Here is a 21,468-nt window from a genome sequence, read left to right as displayed (position 1 = left end):
AATAGCGAGTTAGAATGGAGTGACAAAAATGTCATTTGTACAATTACAAGTTATAAGTTCTTATAGTCTGTTACAAAGTACCATTACAATTGAAGAATTAGTGATCAAAGCTAAAGAAAGAGGTTATCAAGCAATAGCCTTGACTGATCACAATATCTTATATGGGATGGTTGATTTTTATAAAATGTGTAAAAAACATCATATCAAACCTATCTTAGGATTAACATTGGATGTTGAAGGTATTATAAAAGAAGAGGAGAATCACTCGATTATATTGTTAGCTAAAAATGCTGCAGGATATGAAAATTTGATGACTCTTTCAAGTGAAAAAATGTTGTTAACTGAAAATAAACGATTAACGATCGAACAGATCAAACCCTACAGTCAAAATTTAATTGCGCTGACACCTGGAGAAACAGGAGAAGTAGAAAAGTTATTGCTCCAAAATGAAAAGGATTCTGCAGCAATAGTCGTAAAAAAATGGCAAAATATATTTCCAGAGAACCAATTTTATTTGGGAATCCAACTCCATCAAAATTTGGAATCCATTAAAGATGAGTTAAGCACATTAGCAAGCGGAACAGGAGTCTTAACCGTTGCATTACAAGATATTCGATACATTGATGCAACAGACGATTTTAGCACCCAAGTTTTAAAAGCAATTAACAAAGGCGAAATTCTCTCGCTTCAAACTGCAACTGGCGAATATTATTTGCCTGAAAGTAGTCAAATAGAAAAAATATTCAAAGACAACGGCTTAGAAGAGGCTGCTCAACGAACCAATAAAATAGCTGATATGATCGATGTAGAAATAGCATTGGACCAGCAATTGTTGCCGAAATTCCCTCTTGAAAATGAGAGAATGACAACTGAATTTTTAAGAGAACAATGCCTGAAAGGTCTGAATCTAAGAGTACCAAATTCAGATGAACGATATACTAAACGCTTAGATTATGAGTTAACGGTCATTCAAAAAATGGGATTTGAAGATTATTTTTTAATCGTTTGGGACGTAATGGCTTATGCTCATAAAGTGAAAATTGTGACAGGTGCAGGTAGAGGTTCAGCAGCTGGGTCGTTGGTTGCTTACTTGCTTGAAATCACGGATGTTGATCCAATTGAATATAATTTATTATTTGAACGGTTTTTAAATGAAGAAAGGTATACAATGCCTGATATTGATTTGGATTTTCCAGATAATCGACGAGAAGAAATTCTACAATACGTAAAAAATAAGTATGGACAAAATCATGTTGCTCAAATTGCTACTTTTGGGACTTTAGCGGCTAAAATGGCTTTAAAAGATGTAGCGCGGGTATTTGGTCTAAGCCCTGCAGAAGCAAATGTGTGGTCTAAAGCTATTCCAAAAGTACTGGGGATCACGCTAGAAAAAGCTTATCAACTATCAGCGACTCTCAAAAAGTTAGTTGGAGAAAATGATGAAAACAAGCTCTTATTTGAAACGGCTAGAAGAATTGAAGGGTTACCGCGACACATATCAACACATGCAGCAGGTATTGTTATCAGTGATAAACCCTTAACGCAATATGTTCCTTTGCAACAAGGTGGGGGAGAAATTTTATTAACACAGTATCCGATGGGAAATGTGGAAGAAATTGGTTTGTTAAAAATGGATTTTTTAGGATTGAAAAATTTAACTATTATAGACAATGCGTTAAAACTGATTCAAAGAGAAACTGGAAAACGCATTAATTTGCTGAAAATTTCAATGCAGGACCAAAAAACGCTTCAATTATTTCGTCAAGCAGATATGGTGGGAATCTTTCAATTTGAATCTGAAGGAATTAAAAATGTTCTTCGTAGATTAGAACCCTCCTCGATTGAGGATATCGCAGCTGTAAATGCATTGTATCGTCCAGGTCCTATGGAACAAATCGATACGTTTATTAAAAGAAAGAAAGGCATCCTCCCAATTGAGTATCCTCATGAAAGTTTATCTGCTATTCTAGCGGTCACATATGGTGTAATGGTTTATCAAGAACAAGTTATGCAAGTGGCGGCAAAGATGGGTGGATACACATTAGGCCAAGCGGATATTTTAAGAAGAGCGATTGGAAAAAAACAAAAGGCAATTATTGATAAAGAAAGAAATCACTTTGTATCTGGTGCTAGTCAACTAGGCTATACTAAAGTGGTGGCCACGCAGGTCTATGATTACATCGAAAGATTTGCGAATTATGGCTTCAATCGGTCTCATGCCGTAGCTTACTCTTTTATCGCCTACCAGATGGCGTATTTAAAAGCACATTACCCCAACGCTTTTTTTGTGGCCTTATTAAATTCTGCTTTAAATAATTCAACTAAAATGAAGGAATATATTATTGAAGCAAAGAAAAGAACGATTAAGGTTCTTTCACCAGATATCAATGACAGTCTGAGTGGTTTTACATTAACTGGGAACAATATCCAGTTCGGATTTAACTCAATTAAAGGATTAAGAAGAGATATGATTGTCGAAATGATTCAAAAGCGAAAAAACGACGGGAACTACTTAGATTTAATCGATTTTCTTAAAAGAATAGATAAAAAATGGTTAAAGCCAGAATATATTAAACCGTTGATTTATGCTGGAGCATTTGATCGATTCGAGCATTCGAGAGGAACGCTTTTAGCCTCAGTGGAAGGAATTGTTCAAAGCATAAAAATGAGTGGAGAAAATATTAATTTATTTGAATTATTGAAACCTAAATATGAATTTGCTCCGGATCTAACAATAGAAGAAAAATTAGAGACAGAAGAGCAATATTTAGGAACCTATTTATCTGGCCATCCAACAGAAAAGTATGATCAATTGCGACAATGGAAACAAGTTGACTACATGAGTGAACTAACAGCTGGGAAAACTAGTAGTGTAATCGGAATGATAAAAAATATCCATAAAATCCGAACAAAAAAAGGCGAACAAATGGCTTTCGTGACGATTAGTGATACTTCTGGCGAATGCTCACTTACCCTTTTCCCAACAAAATATCGTCAGTTTATTGACTTGCTTACTAATGGAACGATTTTATATGTAACTGGAAAAGTCGAATCAAAACAAGATGGTCCACCGCAGATGATCGTTAATCAAATGGATGACGCTAATCAGATTGCGGATAATCATACAACTAAAAAATGTTTCATCCGTATACAAGTAGAACAGAATAATAATCAAATTTTAGGACAGATGAAAAATTTGATTATAAAATCAAAAGGGAATATACCGGTTGTTTTATTCTATATGCAAACAAACAAAAAAATTGTTTTAGCGGAAGAAAATTGGATCGATGACACTCCTGAACTTCTTGAACAATTAAAAGCACTTCTCGGAAAAGATAATGTCGTAATCAAAAATAATTGAATCTAAATGAAATTTTAGTAAAATACCATTTTAAAAGACAAAACGGTAAAAGAATGGTAGAATAGTAGCTGAGCTTATGTTTGTAAGTTTGAAAAAAGAATATTGTGCTAAGATATTAAGTTTAATGAGTAAAAAATTTTTTGAATGATTTTAATTGTGAATTGTTTAGAAAAGCTGATTACTTTAATCTATTTTATGAGGTGAAGTCAATATGAAACGCATTGCTGTTTTGACAAGTGGTGGAGATGCTCCAGGAATGAATGCAGCTATTCGAGCTGTTGTACGTAAAGGTCTTTATGAAGGTATGGAAGTATATGGTATTAACTATGGCTATGCTGGTTTGGTAGCTGGTGATATACGTAAACTAACTCGTAGAGATGTAGGCGATAAAATTTCAAGAGGTGGAACTTTTCTTTATTCTGCTCGTTACCCTGAATTCGCTACTAAAGAAGGTCAATTAAAAGGTATTGAACAACTGAATAAATTTGGGATTGAAGGCTTAGTTGTTATTGGCGGAGATGGTTCTTATATGGGAGCTGCTGCGTTAACTAAACATGGCTATCCAACAGTTGCATTACCAGGAACAATCGATAATGATATACCAGGTACTGATTTTTGTATTGGATTTGATACTGCTATTAATACAGTATTAGACTCTGTTGATAAAATACGTGATACGGCAACAAGTCATGTGCGTACTTTCATCATTGAAGTTATGGGACGTAATGCAGGAGATATCGCATTATGGACTGGTGTAGCAGGAGGAGCAGAACAAATAATCATTCCTGAAACAGAATTTAATATGGAAGAAATAGCTAATACGATTCAAAAAGGCCGTGAACGCGGTAAAAAACATAGTATCGTTATTCTGGCTGAAGGCGTAATGAACGGAAATAAATTTGCAGAAGAATTAGCAAAACATGGAGATTATCAAGCACGTGTTACTGTCTTAGGACATGTTCAACGTGGAGGTTCTCCAACAGCTCGTGACCGTGTTTTATCAAGTGTTTTCGGTGCCAGAGCAGTTGATTTATTGAAAGTTGGCAGAGGCGGTTTGTGTGTAGGTATCGTGGATAATAAAATTGTTGAAAATGACATTATTGAAACGTTAAATACTAAGAAACATATGCCTGATGTTAGTTTATATAAATTAAATCAAGAAATATCTTATTAATTAGATTACAAACTTTAAAAAATTGTAATAAAAATTGCTGTTAGGAGAGATAATAGAATGAAAAAAACAAAAATTGTATGTACGATAGGTCCAGCAAGTGAAAAAGTTGAACAACTGGTTCAAATGATAGATGCAGGTATGAACGTAGCTCGCTTAAACTTTTCACATGGGGACTTCGAAGAGCATGGTGCACGCATCATAAATATTCGTGAAGCTTCAAAACGTACTGGCAAAATGGTAGCTATTCTATTAGATACAAAAGGTCCTGAAATGCGTACACACAACATGAAAGATGGTCTTGTTGAGTTCGAAGAAGGAGACGTTGTTCGTATCTCAATGACAGAAGTTGAAGGAACAAGAGAAAAATTCTCAATCACTTATCCTGAATTAATCAATGATATAGAAGTAGGTACTCACATCTTACTAGACGATGGTTTAATAGATCTTGAAATAACAGAATTAGACCATGCAAACAATGAAATTGTTGTTTTAGTTCAAAATCCAGGAATACTAAAAAATAAAAAAGGTGTTAACGTACCAGGCGTATCTGTGAATTTACCAGGAATCACTGATAAAGATGCTGCCGATATTCGTTTTGGTCTAAAAAATGATATTGATTATATTGCGGCAAGTTTTGTGCGTCGCGCATCTGATGTATTAGAAATCACTCAAATTCTTGAAGAAGAAAACATGACTCATGTTCAAATCATTCCTAAAATTGAAAATCAAGAAGGCGTAGACAACATTGACGAAATCTTGAAAGTTGCAGATGGAATAATGGTTGCTCGTGGAGATTTAGGAGTTGAAATTCCTACAGAAGAAGTTCCAATCGTTCAAAAAGCACTTATCCAAAAATGTAATCAAGCTGGTAAACCAGTTATTACCGCTACACAAATGCTTGACTCAATGCAAAAAAACCCACGTCCAACACGCGCTGAAGCAAGTGATGTAGCAAATGCTATTTTCGATGGAACAGATGCTATTATGCTTTCTGGAGAAACAGCTGCTGGAGAGTACCCAATTGAAGCTGTACAAACAATGACTCGTATTGCTATACGTACTGAAGAAGCATTAGTAAACCAAGATGCATTTGCATTAAAAGCTTACAGCCAAACAGATATGACTGAAGCAATTGGTCAATCAGTAGGACACACTGCACGTAATCTAAATATCCAAACGATCGTTGCAGCTACTGAATCTGGACATACTGCACGTATGATCGCAAAATACCGTCCAAAAGCTAACATCGTTGCTGTTACTTTTACAGAACGTCAAATGCGCGGTCTTGCATTAACATGGGGAGCTTATCCAGTTGTTTCTGAAAAACCAGCTTCAACAGATGATATGTTCCACTTAGCAACTAAAATTGCTCAAGAAACTGGATTTGCAACCGCAGGAGATTTAATTATTATTACTGCTGGTGTACCAGTTGGAGAACGTGGCACAACTAACTTAATGAAAATTCAATTAATTGGAACTAAATTGGTTAGCGGACAAGGTGTTGGAACAGATGCTGTTATTGGTAAAGCAGTTGTTGCAGCAAATGCTGAAGAAGCAAATGAAAATGCTGTAGAAGGTGGAATTTTAGTTGTGAAAACAACAGATAAAGACTACTTGCCAGCAATTGAAAAATCAGCAGCTTTAGTAGTAGAACAAGGCGGCTTGACTAGTCATGCAGCGGTTATTGCAATTGCAATGAATATCCCTGTTGTCGTGAATGTTGAAAATGCTACAACAATTATTAAAGATGGTGAATTGATCACTGTTGACTCACGTCGTGGAATCATCTACCGTGGAGCAACAACAGCTATCTAATAAAAATCAAAATTTGAATAAACAAAACTCTCTTGAGGATTGATTTTGGATCTAATAGGGAGTTTTTTTTTGATTGATTGAAAGTTTTTAGTTTACATAAAAATATGGTAAACTTATATTGGACGTTTATCTACTTTTCTATTATGCTTTGCTTTTTCATATAAGATAAAGAAGATAAATCAATGAATTGAAAAATCACTTACTATTTCTAAACTTATGGAGGAAAAAAATATGAATCAATCATTAGGAACAATCATTATTGGACTTGTTACAGATGTAAATGATACAGCATTTTTTGTACAAAAAGATGGCGTAACCTATCAACTGACTAAAACTGAAGGTATGGAGTATAAATTAGGCGATACAGTAGAAGGATTTGCCTATATTTCAATGGATAAAGATTATATGTTGACACAAGAAATACCTAAAGTACAAGTAGGTCATTTCGCGTGGGGAACGGTTATAGACACAAGAAAAGATTTAGGTGTATTTGTTGATATTGGCTTGCCGGATAAAGAATTAGTTGTGTCACTTGATGAACTACCTACGATTAAACATTTGTGGCCTAAAAAGGGCGACCGTTTATTGATAACTATACGAGTAGATGATAAAGACCGTATGTGGGGAGAACTAGCTAGCGATGAAGTGTATCAATCGATGGCAAAAAAAGGAACAGAAGAATTGATCAATCAAAATATCAAAGGAACGGCTTATCGTTTGAAAGTTATTGGAACATTTATTTTAACCGAAGACGACCAAATTGGCTTTGTTCACCCTTCAGAACGCAAAGATGAGCCTCGCTTAGGAGAAGTTGTATCCGGACGTGTTATCGGAGTAAGATCAGATGGCGTGATAAATGTTTCTTTAATGCCACGAGCTTATGAAGCAATAGGTGACGATGCGGCAATGTTAATGGCAATATTAGAACGAACAAAAACGGGTAGTTTCCCATATACTGATAAAAGTTCTCCAGATGATATTGCAGATCGCTTTGGTATCAGTAAAGGACAATTTAAACGAGCAATTGGAAATTTAATGAAACAACGTTTGATCGTGCAAGAAGATGGCGAAACAAAACTTGTTGAACCTTTAGTGAATCTTGAAAAAGAAGAAGGAGAAGAAGAAGATTAAAAAATTAATTGTATAAAAGAGGGCAGTTCACAAAGTGTTCGTGCTTTCTTTTTTTACATCGCTAAAATTGATTTGAGGTGATAAAACATGAATGAAGATCTAGAAGAGTACCTTCGTTTTCTTACCATTGAACGTGGACTTTCAAAAAATACAATTGAAAGTTACAAAAGAGATATCAGACAGTACCTTGCTTTTATTTCAGAAAGTAAGATAACCGAATGGAATCAAATCGATCGGTATACTGTGTTATCCTTTTTACAAAAGCTAAAAGAACAAAAAAAAGCTGCTGGTACCATTATTCGGATGATTTCTTGTTTAAGACGGTTCCATCAATTTTTAAAACAAGAACAACTGTCTAAAGATGATCCTATGCTGCATATCGATACACCAAAAAAAGCACAAAAATTACCAAAAGTATTGTCTATTAAAGAGGTTGATCAATTAATAGAAACACCCAATACCGGTGAAACACTAGGTTTAAGAGATCGAGCAATGCTTGAAGTGCTTTATGCAACTGGATTACGCGTATCTGAATTAACAGAGTTAAAGTTAGATGATCTACACTTATCACTTGGGCTGATTCAAACAATTGGTAAAGGCGATAAAGAAAGAATCATCCCTTTAGGTGATATGGCAATTGAATGGATCGAAAAATATCGACGATATAGCCGGTCAAAATTAGAAAAAGAAAGCCACCGTTCGCCTTATCTATTCCTTAATCACCATGGCCGAAAATTGACCAGACAAGGTGTTTGGAAAAACTTAAAGATAATCGTAAAAAAAGCTGGAATAGAAAAAGAAGTGACACCCCATACTTTGCGGCATTCATTTGCTACGCACTTATTAGAAAACGGGGCTGATCTTAGAGTGGTGCAGGAGTTGTTGGGTCATTCAGACATCTCTACAACTCAAATTTACACACATATTACGAAACAAAGAATGTCGAGCGTTTACAAAACTTATCACCCTAGAGCTTGAAAATAGTCGGAATGTAGAGTTTTGCTCGCTTTATTAAGTGCTTTTTAATATAATGAGAATGTAGAAACCTATAATTAGGAGGATGAAAGCGAATGTCATACAAAAGAATACATTTAATCGTTATGGATTCAGTTGGTATTGGGGAAGCTCCTGATGCTGATAAATTTAATGATTTAGGGAGCGACACACTGGGACACATCGCTCAAGAAGTAGAGCTAACGATACCACATCTTGAACAATTAGGATTAGGAAATATCAAGCCTTTAAAAGGTGTTCGCAATGTTGTGGACAGCTTGGGTTATTATACAAAACTTGAAGAAGTATCTGTTGGTAAAGATACAATGACTGGACATTGGGAAATCATGGGTCTAAATATTCAAACGCCATTTCGTGTTTTTCCTGAAGGTTTTCCAGCTGAATTATTAAAACAAATTGAAGACTTTTCTGGCCGCAAAGTTGTGGGAAATAAACCTGCTAGCGGAACAGCTATTATTGATGAATATGGCAAACACCAATTAGAAACGGGCGATATAATCATCTATACCTCAGCAGATCCTGTACTACAAATTGCTGCACATGAAGAGGTGATACCGCTAGAAGAATTGTACCGTATTTGTCAATTTGTAAGAGATATAACGAAAGATGATCCTTATATGATCGGTAGAATTATTGCGCGTCCATATATTGGTGAACCAGGTAATTTCACAAGAACAAGTGGACGACATGACTATGCGTTAAATCCTTTTGGAAAAACTGTATTGAATTACTTAAGTGAAGAGGGCAAAGAAGTTATTGCAATCGGTAAAATCAATGATATTTATAATGGAGCAGGAATTACAGAGTCTGTTCGAACAGAGCACAATATGGATGGTGTAGATAAGCTGTTAAACGTTATGGATAAAGAGTTTGAAGGTATCAGCTTTTTAAACTTAGTTGATTTTGATGCTAAGTTTGGACATCGTCGTGATGTTTTGGGCTATGCTCAAGCAATAAATGAATTTGACACTCGTATCGAAGAAATTGTCGGGAAATTAAAAGAAGACGATTTGTTATTGATCACAGCTGACCATGGAAATGATCCAACAGCTCCTGGAACAGATCATACAAGAGAATATGTTCCTTTGCTCGCTTATTCTCCATCTATGCAAGAAAATGGTAAAATACCACAAGGGCATTTTGCAGATATCGGAGCCACTATTGCAGAAAACTTTGGTGTTCAAGATACCGGTCTTGGTAAAAGCTTCTTGAAAGAATTAAAGTAAAAGAGGATAAGTAAACGGAGGATGGTTATGACTGTAGCACTTTTAAAAAAAGTAAATGAAGCAAAAAATTATATTATAGAAAATGGTATTCAAGATATCGAATTTGGTTTGATTTTAGGATCGGGCTTGGGTGAATTAGGAGACGAAGTTGAAAATCCAATTGCTATTTCATATAGTAAAATTCCACATTTTCCAGTCTCAACGGTAGAAGGACATGCTGGACAATTAGTATATGGTACGCTTGGTGGTAAAAAAGTAATAGCGATGCAAGGTCGTTTTCATTTTTACGAAGGTTATTCCTTAGAAGAGGTAACTTTTCCAATACGTGTAATGAAAGCTCTTGGCATTCATTCTTTGATCGTTACCAATGCTGCTGGCGGAATCAATACTGATTTCACTCCTGGTGAATTAATGATGATCACGGATCAAATCAACTACACAGGAACCAATCCATTAATTGGTCCTAATGATGATGCAATGGGACCACGTTTTACGGACATGAGCCATGCTTATGATCCAGCTTATCAAGAGATTGTCCGTTCAGTAGCTAAAAATATGGCGATCGACTTGAAAGAAGGAGTATATATCGGATTTTCTGGTCCGACCTATGAAACTCCTGCTGAAATAAGAATGGTTCGTTTATTTGGTGCTGATGCGGTTGGGATGTCTACTGTCCCTGAAGTTATTGTAGCAAAACATGCGGGTATGAGAGTAATCGGTATTTCTTGTATTACCAACCTAGCAGCGGGGATGCAAGCAAATTTAAATCATAAGGAAGTTGTAGAAACAACTCAACGCGTTAAACACACTTTTAAAGCTTTAGTAAAAAATATTCTTTCCGAAATATGATCTATTAGACTCTAAAGAGAAACTGTGAAAAAGCTATGGTTTACTAACCGTACTTTTAAATAGTTTCTCTTTAGTTCATCGTCCATTTTTTCGTTATATAAATAGATTCTTTAAAATTATTGATACCTCTACATATGGTATCAACCTATATTGAGAAAAGCTTTTTTTTGTGTTAAAGTAGGTAAAGCAAAAAACAAGAGAACCTGAAATGGGGATAGTCGATTGATGGACAAAAGATTACTGACCGGAACAATGAAAATAAATCAAGACAACCATTTAGAAATTGGGGGAATAGACACAGTTTCATTGGTTGAAGAATATGGAACACCTTTATATGTCTATGATGTCTCTCAAATTAAACATAGAGCCCAAGCTTTTAAAAAAACTTTCCAAGATAGAAATGTTTCTGCTCAAGTGGCCTATGCAAGTAAAGCTTTCTCTTGTTTAGCTATCTATCAACTAATGGCTAAAGAAGAGATGTCTCTGGATGTTGTTTCCGGGGGAGAACTATACACGGCTATTCAAGCAAATTATCCGAGTGAAAAAATTCATTTCCATGGGAATAATAAATCTGATTCAGAGATTATTGCGGCATTGGATTATGGTATTGGCTGTTTTGTAGTTGATAATTTTCACGAATTAAAAAAATTAAATGACTATACACAGCAACGCAAGGAAAAGGTATCTATTTTGTTGCGGGTCACACCAGGTGTTGAGGCTCATACCCATGATTATATAACGACTGGACAGACCGATTCTAAATTTGGGTTTGATCTAAATAATGGTCAAGCTCAGCAAGCCTTACAATCCGCCCTAGAGATGCCATATATCGATACGATGGGTCTCCATTGTCACATTGGTTCACAGATCTTTGAAACAGATGGATTTAGTTTAGCTGTCGATAAATTATTGATGCAATCTAAGAAATGGCAAGAATTATTTGGTTTTCATTTACGCGTGCTAAATGTTGGTGGAGGTTTTGGTATTCGGTACACGTCAGAAGATGAACCATTGCCAATTGAGGATTATGTGAATAATTTGATTGACGAAGTTCAAACTGTTTCAGCAAAGCTTCAATTGCCGATGCCTGAAATTTGGATTGAACCAGGACGTAGTTTAGTTGGGGAAGCAGGTATTACTTTGTATCAAGTCGGTTCGCAAAAAGTCATACCAGATGTTCGAAATTATTTAGCTATTGATGGAGGGATGTCTGATAACATCAGACCGGCCCTATATGATGCGAAGTATACTGGTATTCTAGCAAACCGTGTAGAAGATAAAGTGGAAGAGACCTATTCTATTGCTGGAAAATGTTGTGAATCTGGGGATATGCTGATATGGGATCTTCCATTGCCAAAAGCTGATGATAAAGATGTCTTAGCCGTTTTTAGCACAGGGGCATATGGGTATGCAATGGCTAGCAACTACAATCGTATTCCAAGACCACCGGTAGTATTTGTTGAAAATGGGCAAGCTTTTTTAGCTATTAAGCGAGAAAGTTATGCGGACTTGATGAGATTAGAATGCTCTCTTTATTAATTTTAAATAAGGTATGCGTTAACATTAAGTTGTTGCAAACTTATAGCACTAGGAGGAGAATATGTTACTCGATTACAAAAATGATTATGAAAAAATTTCAATGGGATTGCTTTCATTCATTCCAGATTTAAAAGATGTTGCGCGTTTGAAAGATGAAATGGAATGGTATCAAAATAAAGAGAATCATAAACTTTATTTATGGAAAAGCGAAGAAACCCAAGATATTATAGCTGTAATAGGTGTAGAAAGTGCAAACGATATGATTTTGTTAAGACGTATCTCAATTAATCCTTCATTTAGAAATGAAGGAATTAGCTATAGTATTTCTGAGGCATTAGAACGTCAATTCCCGCAAAAAAAAATAATGGGAACTTTGGAAACAGCCCCTTTAGTTGCTAAATGGGAACAAGAAAAAAGTAAAAAAAACGAGCAGCAAGAGTTAAGTGCTGATGGAAATAGCGAGGATTAAATGTCATCTGATATAACGATAAAAATTGATGCATTTGAAGGACCGCTGGATTTATTGCTACAATTGATCAAACATTTAGAAATTGATATTTATGACATTCCTATTGCTGACGTAACAGCTCAATATTTAAATTATATTCGAGCAATGAAAGTGTTACAGTTAGATGTTGCCGGTGATTACCTGGTTATGGCCGCAACTTTAATGGCCATAAAAAGTAAATTGTTACTACCTAAACAGGAAATAGATGTAAGTCTAGATGATGAAGACTCTTACCAAACGGGTGAGGATCCTAGAGATGCATTAGTAGAGCAGTTGTTAGAATATCGAAAATTTAAAACAGCAGCAGCGATATTGAAAGTAAAAGAAGAAGAACGAAGTCAATATTTTTCTAAGGAACCAGCCAATCTAGAATTGTTACAAGAAAAAGTCCCTCTTGAACCTCTTCAAATCAGCACGTTTGATTTAGTGGCTGCTTTTCAAGAAATGTTTAATAAAAAAGTGAAAAAAATACCTTTACAAACAAAAATCAAAGCAGAAGAAACCTCTATTAATGAAAAAATAGAATTTATTATGGGGAAATTAAGAAGCGTAAAAAAAAATCAGGGTATTTTATTTACTAATCTTTTTGACACTCCAACAAAAAATGAAATGATAACGACTTTTATGGCTTTACTTGAATTAATTAAAGAAAAAAATGTATTTATTCAACAAAAGGTAACTTATGGAGATATTATCGTCTATCCATCAGTGATAGAAGAAATAGGTGATGAGTAAAATGGATGAATTAGCAGCAATTGAAGCTCTTCTTTTTGTAGCGGGAGATGAAGGTCTGTCTTTAGAGGAAATCTCTGTTTTGCTAGAGTGTTCGACTCAACAAGTTTACCAATTTCTGATGCGTCTCCAAAAAGAATATGAAAGTTTAACATATAGAGGGTTGATGCTTATTGAAGTTGGAAATCAGTATCAATTAGCAACCAAAAAAGAGTATGCTGATATTATAAAGAAATATGCTGTTTCACCTTTGACAACAAATCTTTCACAAGCTGCGTTAGAGACACTTGCGATTATCGCTTATAAGCAGCCTTTAACACGAATGGAAATCGATGAAATACGCGGTGTCCAAACAAGTGGAGCGCTACAAAAATTAACGCTTAGGGGTCTTGTAGAATCAAAAGGCCGCGTAGAAGGTCCAGGAAGAGCTATTCTGTATGGGACATCAGCGTATTTCATGGATTATTTTGGACTCAAAGATTTAGATGATTTACCTGAAATAACCGATTTAGAAACAGTAAATAATGAAAAAGAGTCTGATTTATTTTTTGAACGTTTTAATCAGCAATTTGAAGATGAAAAAAATAGAGTATATTGAGGAGAAAATATGGAAAGATTACAGAAAGTTTTAGCGCATGCCGGGGTAGCTTCACGACGCAAATCAGAGGAACTTATTTCTAAAGGCCACGTTAGAGTAAATGGAAAAGTTGTTAAAGAAATGGGAATTCAAATTGGAAATTCTGATGTAGTTGAAGTTGATGGAGTTCCAGTTTATAGGGAAGAACCGGTCTATTTTTTATTGAACAAACCTAGAAACATGATCACAGCCGTTTCAGATGATAAGGGACGTCCTGTGGTAACTGATTTGTTTCAAAATATTGAGCAACGTATTTACCCAGTTGGTCGCCTGGACTATGATACAACAGGAGCATTGGTATTAACAAATGATGGGGAACTTTCCCAATTATTAATGCATCCTAAGCACCAAATAGATAAAACATATGTTGTTAAAGTAAAAGGCTTAGTAGACAAAAAATCACTGAATAGACTTGAAAAAGGTATTGTTATTGAAGGTAAAAAGACAGCACCAGCAAAAGCAAAAATCCTTTCATCAGATCGTGCTAAGGATGTTACTATGGTAGAATTAACTATACATGAAGGCCGTAATAGACAAGTTAAAAATATGTTTCAAGTTATTGGACACCCAGTAGAAAAATTAAAAAGAGAGTCTTATGGTACGTTAAATTTAGATGGATTACAAACAGGTGAATGGCGTGAGTTAAAAACGTTTGAAATTTACCAGTTACGTAATTCAGCGATACAAGAAGAGACGACTGAATAAGCAATCTAAAAAAATAAAATGTGCGACCCCCAAAAAGTTGGACCTAAAAATCTAATTTCAGGGGGTTTATTTTTATAGCTGAATAAATTTTATTCGAGTAATTAATAAGTTGATTACTTTTTGTCTTATAAAAGGATCATACTAGAGACGTTTCATCTTTTAAACATGGAATCATTTGAATTAGTTGAAAAATGGAACAAATGTTGTGTATACTAACACTAGGATTGGTATCTTATAAAAAAGACCTAATGTAAATTGATGGGGTGTAAATAAATGGAAAATGAAGTAATACATTTGTTAGTAGTAGATGATGAGGACCGAATTCGCAGACTATTAAAAATGTACTTAGAAAGAGAAAATTATCTTGTATTTGAAGCAGATAATGGGGAAGATGCAATTAAATTGGCTTTAGAGAATGATTATGATTTAATTTTATTAGATTTGATGCTTCCTAAGATGAATGGGATTGAAGTGGCTGAGAAAATACGTGAAACAAAGAATACTCCAATTATGATGTTAACGGCTAAGGGAGAAGAAGTAAGCCGAATAGAAGGATTTGAAGTCGGTGCGGATGATTATATTGTGAAACCGTTTAGTCCTAGAGAAGTGGTTTTAAGGGTATCGGCTATTTTAAAAAGAACCCAAAGTACCAAGCCGAAAGAAAAGGTGAATCCCAATTTAATTGAAATGCCGCATTTTGAAATAGATGACCAATCTCACCGTGTTTTGGCAGATGGAAATCCAGTCAACCTAACGCCTAAAGAATATGATTTACTAGTATATTTAGCTCAATCTCCTGATCAAATTTTTGGAAGAGAACAGTTACTGCGCGAAGTATGGAAGTATGAATTTTTTGGTGATTTAAGAACAGTAGATACCCATGTTAAGCGACTGAGAGAAAAATTAACGAAACACTCAGAGCCTGCTGCCAAAATGATTGTAACGGTTTGGGGACTCGGATATAAATTTAATTCTTTTCCAGAAGAATCTGAAAAGTAGGCAAAAATATGTTTAAACTAAGCAGTTTAGTTACTCGTACATGGCTAGCGACAATGTTGGCTATAGGATTTTGTTTTTTCATCTCCACTCAAGTATACGGAATGATTTATAAAAAAAATATAGAAGACAATTATATAAAGGATTTTGAGAGTTCTATCAATTCTTTAATTGATATCCTAGAAGAAGATCCAAATTTTCTAATAGAAAATATTGATAAACTACAAGCTTATGATTCTCACTTATCTTTGATGGTGAAATTAGGAGATGAACCTCCGATTTACTCTTCAAATAATCATTTAGATGACCAATTAAATAACTTTAATCAAGTTAAGTTAACAAGTAAAGTTGAGACTGCTCTAGCAAGTGGTGCAAATTTTTTAATAGTAGATGAACTCAAGTTTGACAGAAAGATAAATACACCATATATTTTAAAAAGTCAAAATTTCGACTCAAATGGTCAAAATGGCCAGCTTTATATTTATGGCGATTTATCATTTTTAAGTAGCACATATAGTAGAATGACAACGTGGTCAGCCATTAATGGTATTTTTTATATCGTTGTAGGAATCCTGTTATTTTACTATTTCCAACGTAGAATGGGAAAACCATTAACACAATTGAGAGATATAGCCTATGACTATGCCAAAAATGACTTTTCTAAACAAGCACAGTCGAATTATAAAGATGAGTTAGCTCAGTTAGCCTTAGCAATGAATAAAATGGGGAAATCATTGGAAGTTACAGGAGCAGCAACTCGCCAAGAAAAAGAACTGTTAGAAAATATTGTTACCTCTATTTCTACTGGAGTGTTGTATTACAATCAAGATAAAACCTTATTAATGTCTAATCCACTGGGAGACGAATTTTTACAACATTCGTACCGAGCCAATCGATTGATGAAAGCGGTTATACCTGAAGCGTTAGAGTATCGAATCGATGCTGTTATAAGATTTCCAGAGAAAGTAAGCTTCGAGAATAATATTGAAGATTACTATTACAAGATAACTTTAATACCTTTATTTGATGAAAATCTAGAAAGTGTACGTGGTGTATTAGTATCTATTCAAAACATAACAAAAGAAAAACGACTTGATATTATGAGAAATGACTTTATAAATAATATCTCTCATGAATTGCGAACACCTTTAGTTATGATACAAGGATATAGTGAAGCTATCTTAGATGATGTGGCTGAAACTCAAGAAGAAAAAAAAGAAATGGCCAAAATAATTGGAGAAGAATCCATTAGAATGAATCGTATGGTGAATGAAATGCTCGATAGTTCTAGGATGGAAGCCGGTTTCATCAAGTTGACAAAGATGGATGTTAATTTTGAAGATTTTTTTGAAAACTTATTTACTCGGTTTGCTACTATGTCTGAGAAAAATAATATCCAATTGAATTTGAAAATTGATCCAAATTTAAATTCATATTTTATGGATGAGGATAAAATGAATCAAGTATTTGTAAACTTGATCAATAATGCTATTAGACACACTAGTTTGGTAGAAAAAGAAAGTAAAAAAGTAGAAATTTTGGTTCATTTAGATAAAATTATGGATGAAGTTTTAATTGAAGTAGTCGATAATGGAACTGGAATTTCAGAAGAAGACATTCCTTATGTGTTTGATCGCTTTTACAAAGCGGATAAATCTCGCATGGTTATAAAAGGAAATAAAGTGGGAACAGGCATTGGTTTATCAATCGTAAAAAACATTGTGGAAGCACATAGTGGATTTGTTGAAGTTAAGAGTAAAGTAAATGAACAGACGAGATTTATTATTCATTTACCCTATTTAGATTAATATACTAATTAAAAGTAAGGAATATGTTGATTTTTATTTTCTTATGTTATACAATGAACTTGTTAAAAAAAATATAAAGATTCGTCTTCAGGGGCAGGGTGAGATTCCCGACCGGTGGTATAGTCCACGAGCTAAATAGCATTATTTAGTTGAACTGGTTAAATTCCAGTACCGACAGTAAAGTCTGGATAAAGAAGATGGAGTTTATTTGAATAGGTATCATTGTTCAAGTGCTCTGTTTAGTTATCTATCTGAAGATAACATAGACGAGCATTTTTATATTGTTTTTTATTTGAATAGACTCAGAAATGCCTAGGCTGATGAATCCTTTTAGGAGGATTTTTATGCAAACTAGTAATACAAAAAAAATGGTGGGAATCGCCATGTTGGCTGCTTTTTCAACCATTTTGATTTCATTTGGCTTTCCAATAATTCCAGGAGTTACTTTTCTAAAAGTAGACTTTAGTGACATTCCTGTTTTGGTTGGTATGTTTTTATACGGTCCAGTTGGTGGAATAATGATTGCGTTTATTCGTTCATTGCTTCATTATATCCAAACGGGCGGTGATGCAGGATATCCTATTGGGGATACTGCAAGTTTTATCGCTTCAATCGCGTATACATTACCGATTTATTTGATTATGAAGTCTAAAATTCATGATACAAAAAATATTATTTTTGCAAATGTGATTGGAACTGCATCATTAACAGTCGTTCTATCAGTTGTAAATTATTTCTTATTGCTTCCTTTATATTTAAGATTATTAAACTTTAGTGTAGGACCTATTAGTGATTATCTATTAATGGGTGTTATACCTTTTAATATAATAAAAGGAGCAATAGTAAGTGCTGTATTTATTTTACTATTTGCAAAATTAAAAACTTGGTTATTTCGTAATCAAATGACAAAAGTTAGTTTTAAATAAAAAAGAAACCTAAAAATTAAAATGGACCCTATAGAACGGACACTAAAAAAAGTGCTTTCTATAGGGTCTATTTTTTGGTTCTCCGCCAAACGGTAAGGATGCTTTAAAAAGAAATTTTTTTATGATGTAACGTGTTTGCTTGTGTAGAGCCAGTACACCTGAAATGGTGTTCTAGAAGGTGTTTTAGAAGGTGTTCCAAGAAGCAGACCCAATGTCCACTTTGTCATGACTGTAGTTGCTTGAACTACGTACAAGCATGATCACTGACCATCTTGCGCTTTTTCTCGCCCCAGGTGCCCCTAGCACTTGAGGCTTCAACCACTGGTTAGTAATTTATAGTGCTTAAAGATTCCTTAAAAGCATTCATATAAACTGTCAAATAACCAAGCTAGATAGGAAATTTGTTATTAATATTCTTTTAAATTTAGAAAAGAATTCCCTAAAAACAATTATTTTTGGTATATTAGATTTAATGATAGATATATTCTATTAAAAAAATTTTATATGTAATCAGAATGTGGGTGAATGTCTTGGAACAATCTTTATATAGCCAGTATTTCTGTCTTTCATTATATTCTAAAGATCATCCTGTTAAACCTTCAACGCTATACCATATTTTAACTGGGAAAAGAACGGCCTCGATTTTATTCAAGGCTCATTCTTATCATATGATAAACTTTTTTTCGATTTTTCCTCATTTACAGCGTGGACAATATGATAAAATGATTCAACGTTTTATTGCCAAAGGGTGGATCAATTCAAAAAAAACCAATGAAGATCTTTATCTTTGTGAAAAAGGAAAGAAAGAAGTAGAAAAATATTTTTCGAAACATTTTTATCCAATAAATATAAATCAAATGACCCAAGGAAAACCAACTAAAGAGTTTTGGAAAAAAATCTTATTTTTGACTCAAGTTCTTTCGGAATTACGGTATAAAAATAACTATTATTTGCCCATTGAAAAAGAATGGAACAGGCAACTATGGGTGAAAAATTGGTTGAAAAGGAATTCATTAGAAAAACAAGAACTAGCTGTTTCTTTTGGAAAAGAATGGATTCAACTGCTAAAAGAACTGAATACGATTGATGCAGAGATAATCGTATCACAATTAACAGGTCATGAAAAATTTGGTAAAACCAGTGCTCAATTAGCAGTCAAATATGGAGTTGAACCAATTGAAATAGCCTTTTTACTACAACGTATTGTTATTCAGTTAATGAATAAAGTAAACGATAAAAAAGAAAATTATCCATTATTTTATTTTATTTATCAAGAATGTGTTAGAGATCGATTCAGCAGTCTAAGCCAAAGTACCAAATTAACGGCTCAATATTTGGAAGAAGGACTCTCGATTGAAAAAATTGCTATGAGAAGAAAACTAAAAATCAACACTATTTCAGAACACATTATTGAATTAGCCATTATTTTTCCGGATTTCAAGGTATCTAGTTTTATACCGCAGAATGAGTATAAACAACTAAATACCTTGTTTAATAGTGATGAAGAAATAACGTACAAGGAATTGTTAATCAAGATGCCTCAAATTCCTTTTTCGTGGTATCGCTTAGTTCAAGTTGAGAGGAGTCGTACTTTTGGACAATAAAGATCTCATAAAAAAGAATTTAGAGACCTATTTTGGATATACCTCTTTTAGAGACGGACAAGAAGAAGCAATTTTAGCAGCTTTAGGAGGTAACCATACATTGGTTATGTTACCAACAGGGATGGGAAAGTCCATTTGCTATCAATTGACCGGTTATTGTTTAGAAGGTTTGGTTGTGATTGTTTCTCCTTTATTATCTTTGATGCAAGACCAAGTAGAACAATTAAAATTAGCGGGTGAAAAAAGAGTTGCTGCTATCAACAGCTTAATGGATGCACATGAAAAAGAATCAGTATTAAACCATCTTTCTGAGTATAAATTTATCTTCCTCTCACCAGAAATGCTTCAACAGACTTACGTCATGACTTGTCTAAAAAAAGTTTCTATTAGTCTTTTTACAATTGATGAAGCTCACTGTATTTCTCAATGGGGATTAGATTTTAGGCCTGATTATTTAGATTTAGGACTTATTCGTAAGCAATTAAATTTCCCTTTAACAATGGCGCTAAGTGCTACAGCTACGAGTCGTGTTAGAGAAGAGATTTTAACATCTTTAAAAATTGATAATGAAAATACCAAGCAGATTATCTATTCGGTCGATCGGTCAAACATTGCTTTTTCTACCGTGATTTGTGAACATGATAAGAATCAGCAACTAATGAATCAAATTCAAAAATTAGAGAAACCAGGAATTATTTATTTTTCTAGTAAAAAAACTGCTGATGAAATTGCTAGATTGATTCGAAATAAAACGGATATTGTTGCTGAAAGCTACCATTCAGATGTAGACTCAGAGGATAAAATTAAAATCCAGCAGCAATTTGTTCATGATGAGATCGATATCATCTGTGCAACAAGTGCCTTTGGAATGGGAATAAATAAAAGTAATATTCGATTTATCATACATTACCATTTGCCAGGTAGCCCAGAGGCTTATTTACAAGAGATTGGAAGATGCGGTAGAGATGGAGAACCTAGTCTAGCACTTTTATTATACGAACCGGGAGATGGCATGATCCAATTCCGTTTACAAGAATATACCTTGCCAACGGTTGACATGTTGGAATATAGTTACAAAAAAGGAGAAGTATTAGAAGGTAGTTGCAGCCCTACACAAAAGCAATTAATAGAAAATTATTTAAAATCTAATTTATCAATTGAAACAGCCAAAAATCAAGTAAAAAGTAGAACGGTTTATAAACAGCAACAATTATCCTACATGGTAGATTATGCTGAAACATCAAGTTGCAAAAGGGCCTTTCTTTTACATTATTTTGATGAAAAAGTAGAAAACAAACCAACTCTTTGCTGCTCTAACTGTAATGTAGGAATTAATGAATTTTATAAGGAAAATGATTTGAAAGAAAAAAGACTATCCGCAAAAGAAAAAAATGCAGAAGAGACCTTAAAGGAATTATTTTTAATTAGAAATTAGTAAGACAA

The 21,468-nt window shown here is 34.1% G+C and carries 17 protein-coding genes and 1 riboswitch; all 17 genes read left to right on the top strand.

All coding sequences use genetic code 11. From position 1 onward, the window contains the following. Window positions 1-28 precede the first annotated feature (28 nt). The 17 genes from dnaE (at window position 29) to BP17_RS07865 (ending at window position 21,460) form a co-directional block, all read left to right on the top strand. Entirely contained in the window at window positions 29-3,361 is a 3,333-nt protein-coding gene (dnaE, locus tag BP17_RS07945; RefSeq protein WP_035053234.1) for a DNA polymerase III subunit alpha, read from the top strand. Window positions 3,362-3,572: 211 nt separating this feature from the next. After that, entirely contained in the window at window positions 3,573-4,535 is a 963-nt protein-coding gene (gene pfkA, locus BP17_RS07940; RefSeq protein ID WP_035053232.1) for a 6-phosphofructokinase, read from the top strand. 57 nt (window positions 4,536-4,592) lie between these two features. After that, a complete protein-coding gene (gene pyk / locus BP17_RS07935) occupies window positions 4,593-6,350 on the top strand; it encodes a pyruvate kinase (protein ID WP_035053229.1) in 1,758 nt (585 codons plus the stop codon). Window positions 6,351-6,581: 231 nt separating this feature from the next. Then, a complete protein-coding gene (locus tag BP17_RS07930; RefSeq protein WP_035053227.1) occupies window positions 6,582-7,481 on the top strand; it encodes a CvfB family protein in 900 nt (299 codons plus the stop codon). Window positions 7,482-7,568: 87 nt separating this feature from the next. After that, window positions 7,569-8,459: a site-specific tyrosine recombinase XerD gene (gene xerD / locus BP17_RS07925; RefSeq protein WP_035053225.1), complete on the top strand. Its 891-nt coding sequence runs from the start codon at window positions 7,569-7,571 to the stop codon at window positions 8,457-8,459. A 92-nt stretch (window positions 8,460-8,551) separates the two neighbouring features. Then, entirely contained in the window at window positions 8,552-9,721 is a 1,170-nt protein-coding gene (gene deoB, locus BP17_RS07920) for a phosphopentomutase (RefSeq protein ID WP_035053223.1), read from the top strand. A gap of 27 nt (window positions 9,722-9,748) precedes the next feature. Continuing rightward, window positions 9,749-10,570, top strand: a complete 822-nt coding sequence (locus tag BP17_RS07915; protein ID WP_035053221.1) for a purine-nucleoside phosphorylase — start codon at window positions 9,749-9,751, stop codon at window positions 10,568-10,570. A gap of 225 nt (window positions 10,571-10,795) precedes the next feature. Next, window positions 10,796-12,109: a diaminopimelate decarboxylase gene (gene lysA, locus BP17_RS07910; RefSeq protein WP_035053219.1), complete on the top strand. Its 1,314-nt coding sequence runs from the start codon at window positions 10,796-10,798 to the stop codon at window positions 12,107-12,109. A gap of 61 nt (window positions 12,110-12,170) precedes the next feature. Then, window positions 12,171-12,578: a RibT protein gene (locus BP17_RS07905; RefSeq protein ID WP_035053216.1), complete on the top strand. Its 408-nt coding sequence runs from the start codon at window positions 12,171-12,173 to the stop codon at window positions 12,576-12,578. Beyond that, a complete protein-coding gene (locus tag BP17_RS07900; RefSeq protein ID WP_035053215.1) occupies window positions 12,579-13,352 on the top strand; it encodes a segregation and condensation protein A in 774 nt (257 codons plus the stop codon). A gap of 1 nt (window position 13,353) precedes the next feature. Beyond that, entirely contained in the window at window positions 13,354-13,947 is a 594-nt protein-coding gene (gene scpB, locus BP17_RS07895; protein ID WP_035055336.1) for an SMC-Scp complex subunit ScpB, read from the top strand. Between the two features lie 9 nt (window positions 13,948-13,956). Then, complete coding sequence (locus tag BP17_RS07890; protein WP_035053213.1) at window positions 13,957-14,691, top strand: pseudouridine synthase; 735 nt, start codon at window positions 13,957-13,959, stop codon at window positions 14,689-14,691. A 273-nt stretch (window positions 14,692-14,964) separates the two neighbouring features. Next, complete coding sequence (locus tag BP17_RS07885; protein WP_035053211.1) at window positions 14,965-15,690, top strand: response regulator transcription factor; 726 nt, start codon at window positions 14,965-14,967, stop codon at window positions 15,688-15,690. A gap of 8 nt (window positions 15,691-15,698) precedes the next feature. After that, window positions 15,699-17,495 (top strand): sensor histidine kinase, encoded by a 1,797-nt coding sequence (locus tag BP17_RS07880; RefSeq protein ID WP_035053209.1) that lies wholly within the window; start codon window positions 15,699-15,701, stop codon window positions 17,493-17,495. Window positions 17,496-17,574: 79 nt separating this feature from the next. Continuing rightward, window positions 17,575-17,698, top strand: a riboswitch (FMN riboswitch). 141 nt (window positions 17,699-17,839) lie between these two features. After that, window positions 17,840-18,421 (top strand): ECF transporter S component, encoded by a 582-nt coding sequence (locus BP17_RS07875; RefSeq protein ID WP_035053207.1) that lies wholly within the window; start codon window positions 17,840-17,842, stop codon window positions 18,419-18,421. A gap of 530 nt (window positions 18,422-18,951) precedes the next feature. After that, window positions 18,952-20,025: a helix-turn-helix domain-containing protein gene (locus BP17_RS07870; RefSeq protein WP_035053205.1), complete on the top strand. Its 1,074-nt coding sequence runs from the start codon at window positions 18,952-18,954 to the stop codon at window positions 20,023-20,025. Further along, window positions 20,015-21,460, top strand: a complete 1,446-nt coding sequence (locus BP17_RS07865) for a RecQ family ATP-dependent DNA helicase (protein ID WP_035053203.1) — start codon at window positions 20,015-20,017, stop codon at window positions 21,458-21,460. The genes BP17_RS07870 and BP17_RS07865 overlap by 11 nt, the downstream gene beginning before the upstream one ends. The last annotated feature ends 8 nt before the right edge of the window (window positions 21,461-21,468 follow it).

It is taken from the genome of Carnobacterium pleistocenium FTR1 (assembly GCF_000744285.1).
GTDB lineage: Bacteria > Bacillota > Bacilli > Lactobacillales > Carnobacteriaceae > Carnobacterium_B > Carnobacterium_B pleistocenium.
This window is presented reverse-complemented; position numbering and strand designations above follow the sequence as displayed.

What these genes read in the sequence shown, in the direction of transcription:
- dnaE (WP_035053234.1), top strand. Translation starts at nt 29, where the DNA reads ATGTCATTTGTACAATTACAAGTTATAAGTTCTTATAGTCTGTTACAA.
- pfkA (WP_035053232.1), top strand. Translation starts at nt 3,573, where the DNA reads ATGAAACGCATTGCTGTTTTGACAAGTGGTGGAGATGCTCCAGGAATG.
- pyk (WP_035053229.1), top strand. Translation starts at nt 4,593, where the DNA reads ATGAAAAAAACAAAAATTGTATGTACGATAGGTCCAGCAAGTGAAAAA.
- BP17_RS07930 (WP_035053227.1), top strand. Translation starts at nt 6,582, where the DNA reads ATGAATCAATCATTAGGAACAATCATTATTGGACTTGTTACAGATGTA.
- xerD (WP_035053225.1), top strand. Translation starts at nt 7,569, where the DNA reads ATGAATGAAGATCTAGAAGAGTACCTTCGTTTTCTTACCATTGAACGT.
- deoB (WP_035053223.1), top strand. Translation starts at nt 8,552, where the DNA reads ATGTCATACAAAAGAATACATTTAATCGTTATGGATTCAGTTGGTATT.
- BP17_RS07915 (WP_035053221.1), top strand. Translation starts at nt 9,749, where the DNA reads ATGACTGTAGCACTTTTAAAAAAAGTAAATGAAGCAAAAAATTATATT.
- lysA (WP_035053219.1), top strand. Translation starts at nt 10,796, where the DNA reads ATGGACAAAAGATTACTGACCGGAACAATGAAAATAAATCAAGACAAC.
- BP17_RS07905 (WP_035053216.1), top strand. Translation starts at nt 12,171, where the DNA reads ATGTTACTCGATTACAAAAATGATTATGAAAAAATTTCAATGGGATTG.
- BP17_RS07900 (WP_035053215.1), top strand. Translation starts at nt 12,579, where the DNA reads ATGTCATCTGATATAACGATAAAAATTGATGCATTTGAAGGACCGCTG.
- scpB (WP_035055336.1), top strand. Translation starts at nt 13,354, where the DNA reads ATGGATGAATTAGCAGCAATTGAAGCTCTTCTTTTTGTAGCGGGAGAT.
- BP17_RS07890 (WP_035053213.1), top strand. Translation starts at nt 13,957, where the DNA reads ATGGAAAGATTACAGAAAGTTTTAGCGCATGCCGGGGTAGCTTCACGA.
- BP17_RS07885 (WP_035053211.1), top strand. Translation starts at nt 14,965, where the DNA reads ATGGAAAATGAAGTAATACATTTGTTAGTAGTAGATGATGAGGACCGA.
- BP17_RS07880 (WP_035053209.1), top strand. Translation starts at nt 15,699, where the DNA reads ATGTTTAAACTAAGCAGTTTAGTTACTCGTACATGGCTAGCGACAATG.
- BP17_RS07875 (WP_035053207.1), top strand. Translation starts at nt 17,840, where the DNA reads ATGCAAACTAGTAATACAAAAAAAATGGTGGGAATCGCCATGTTGGCT.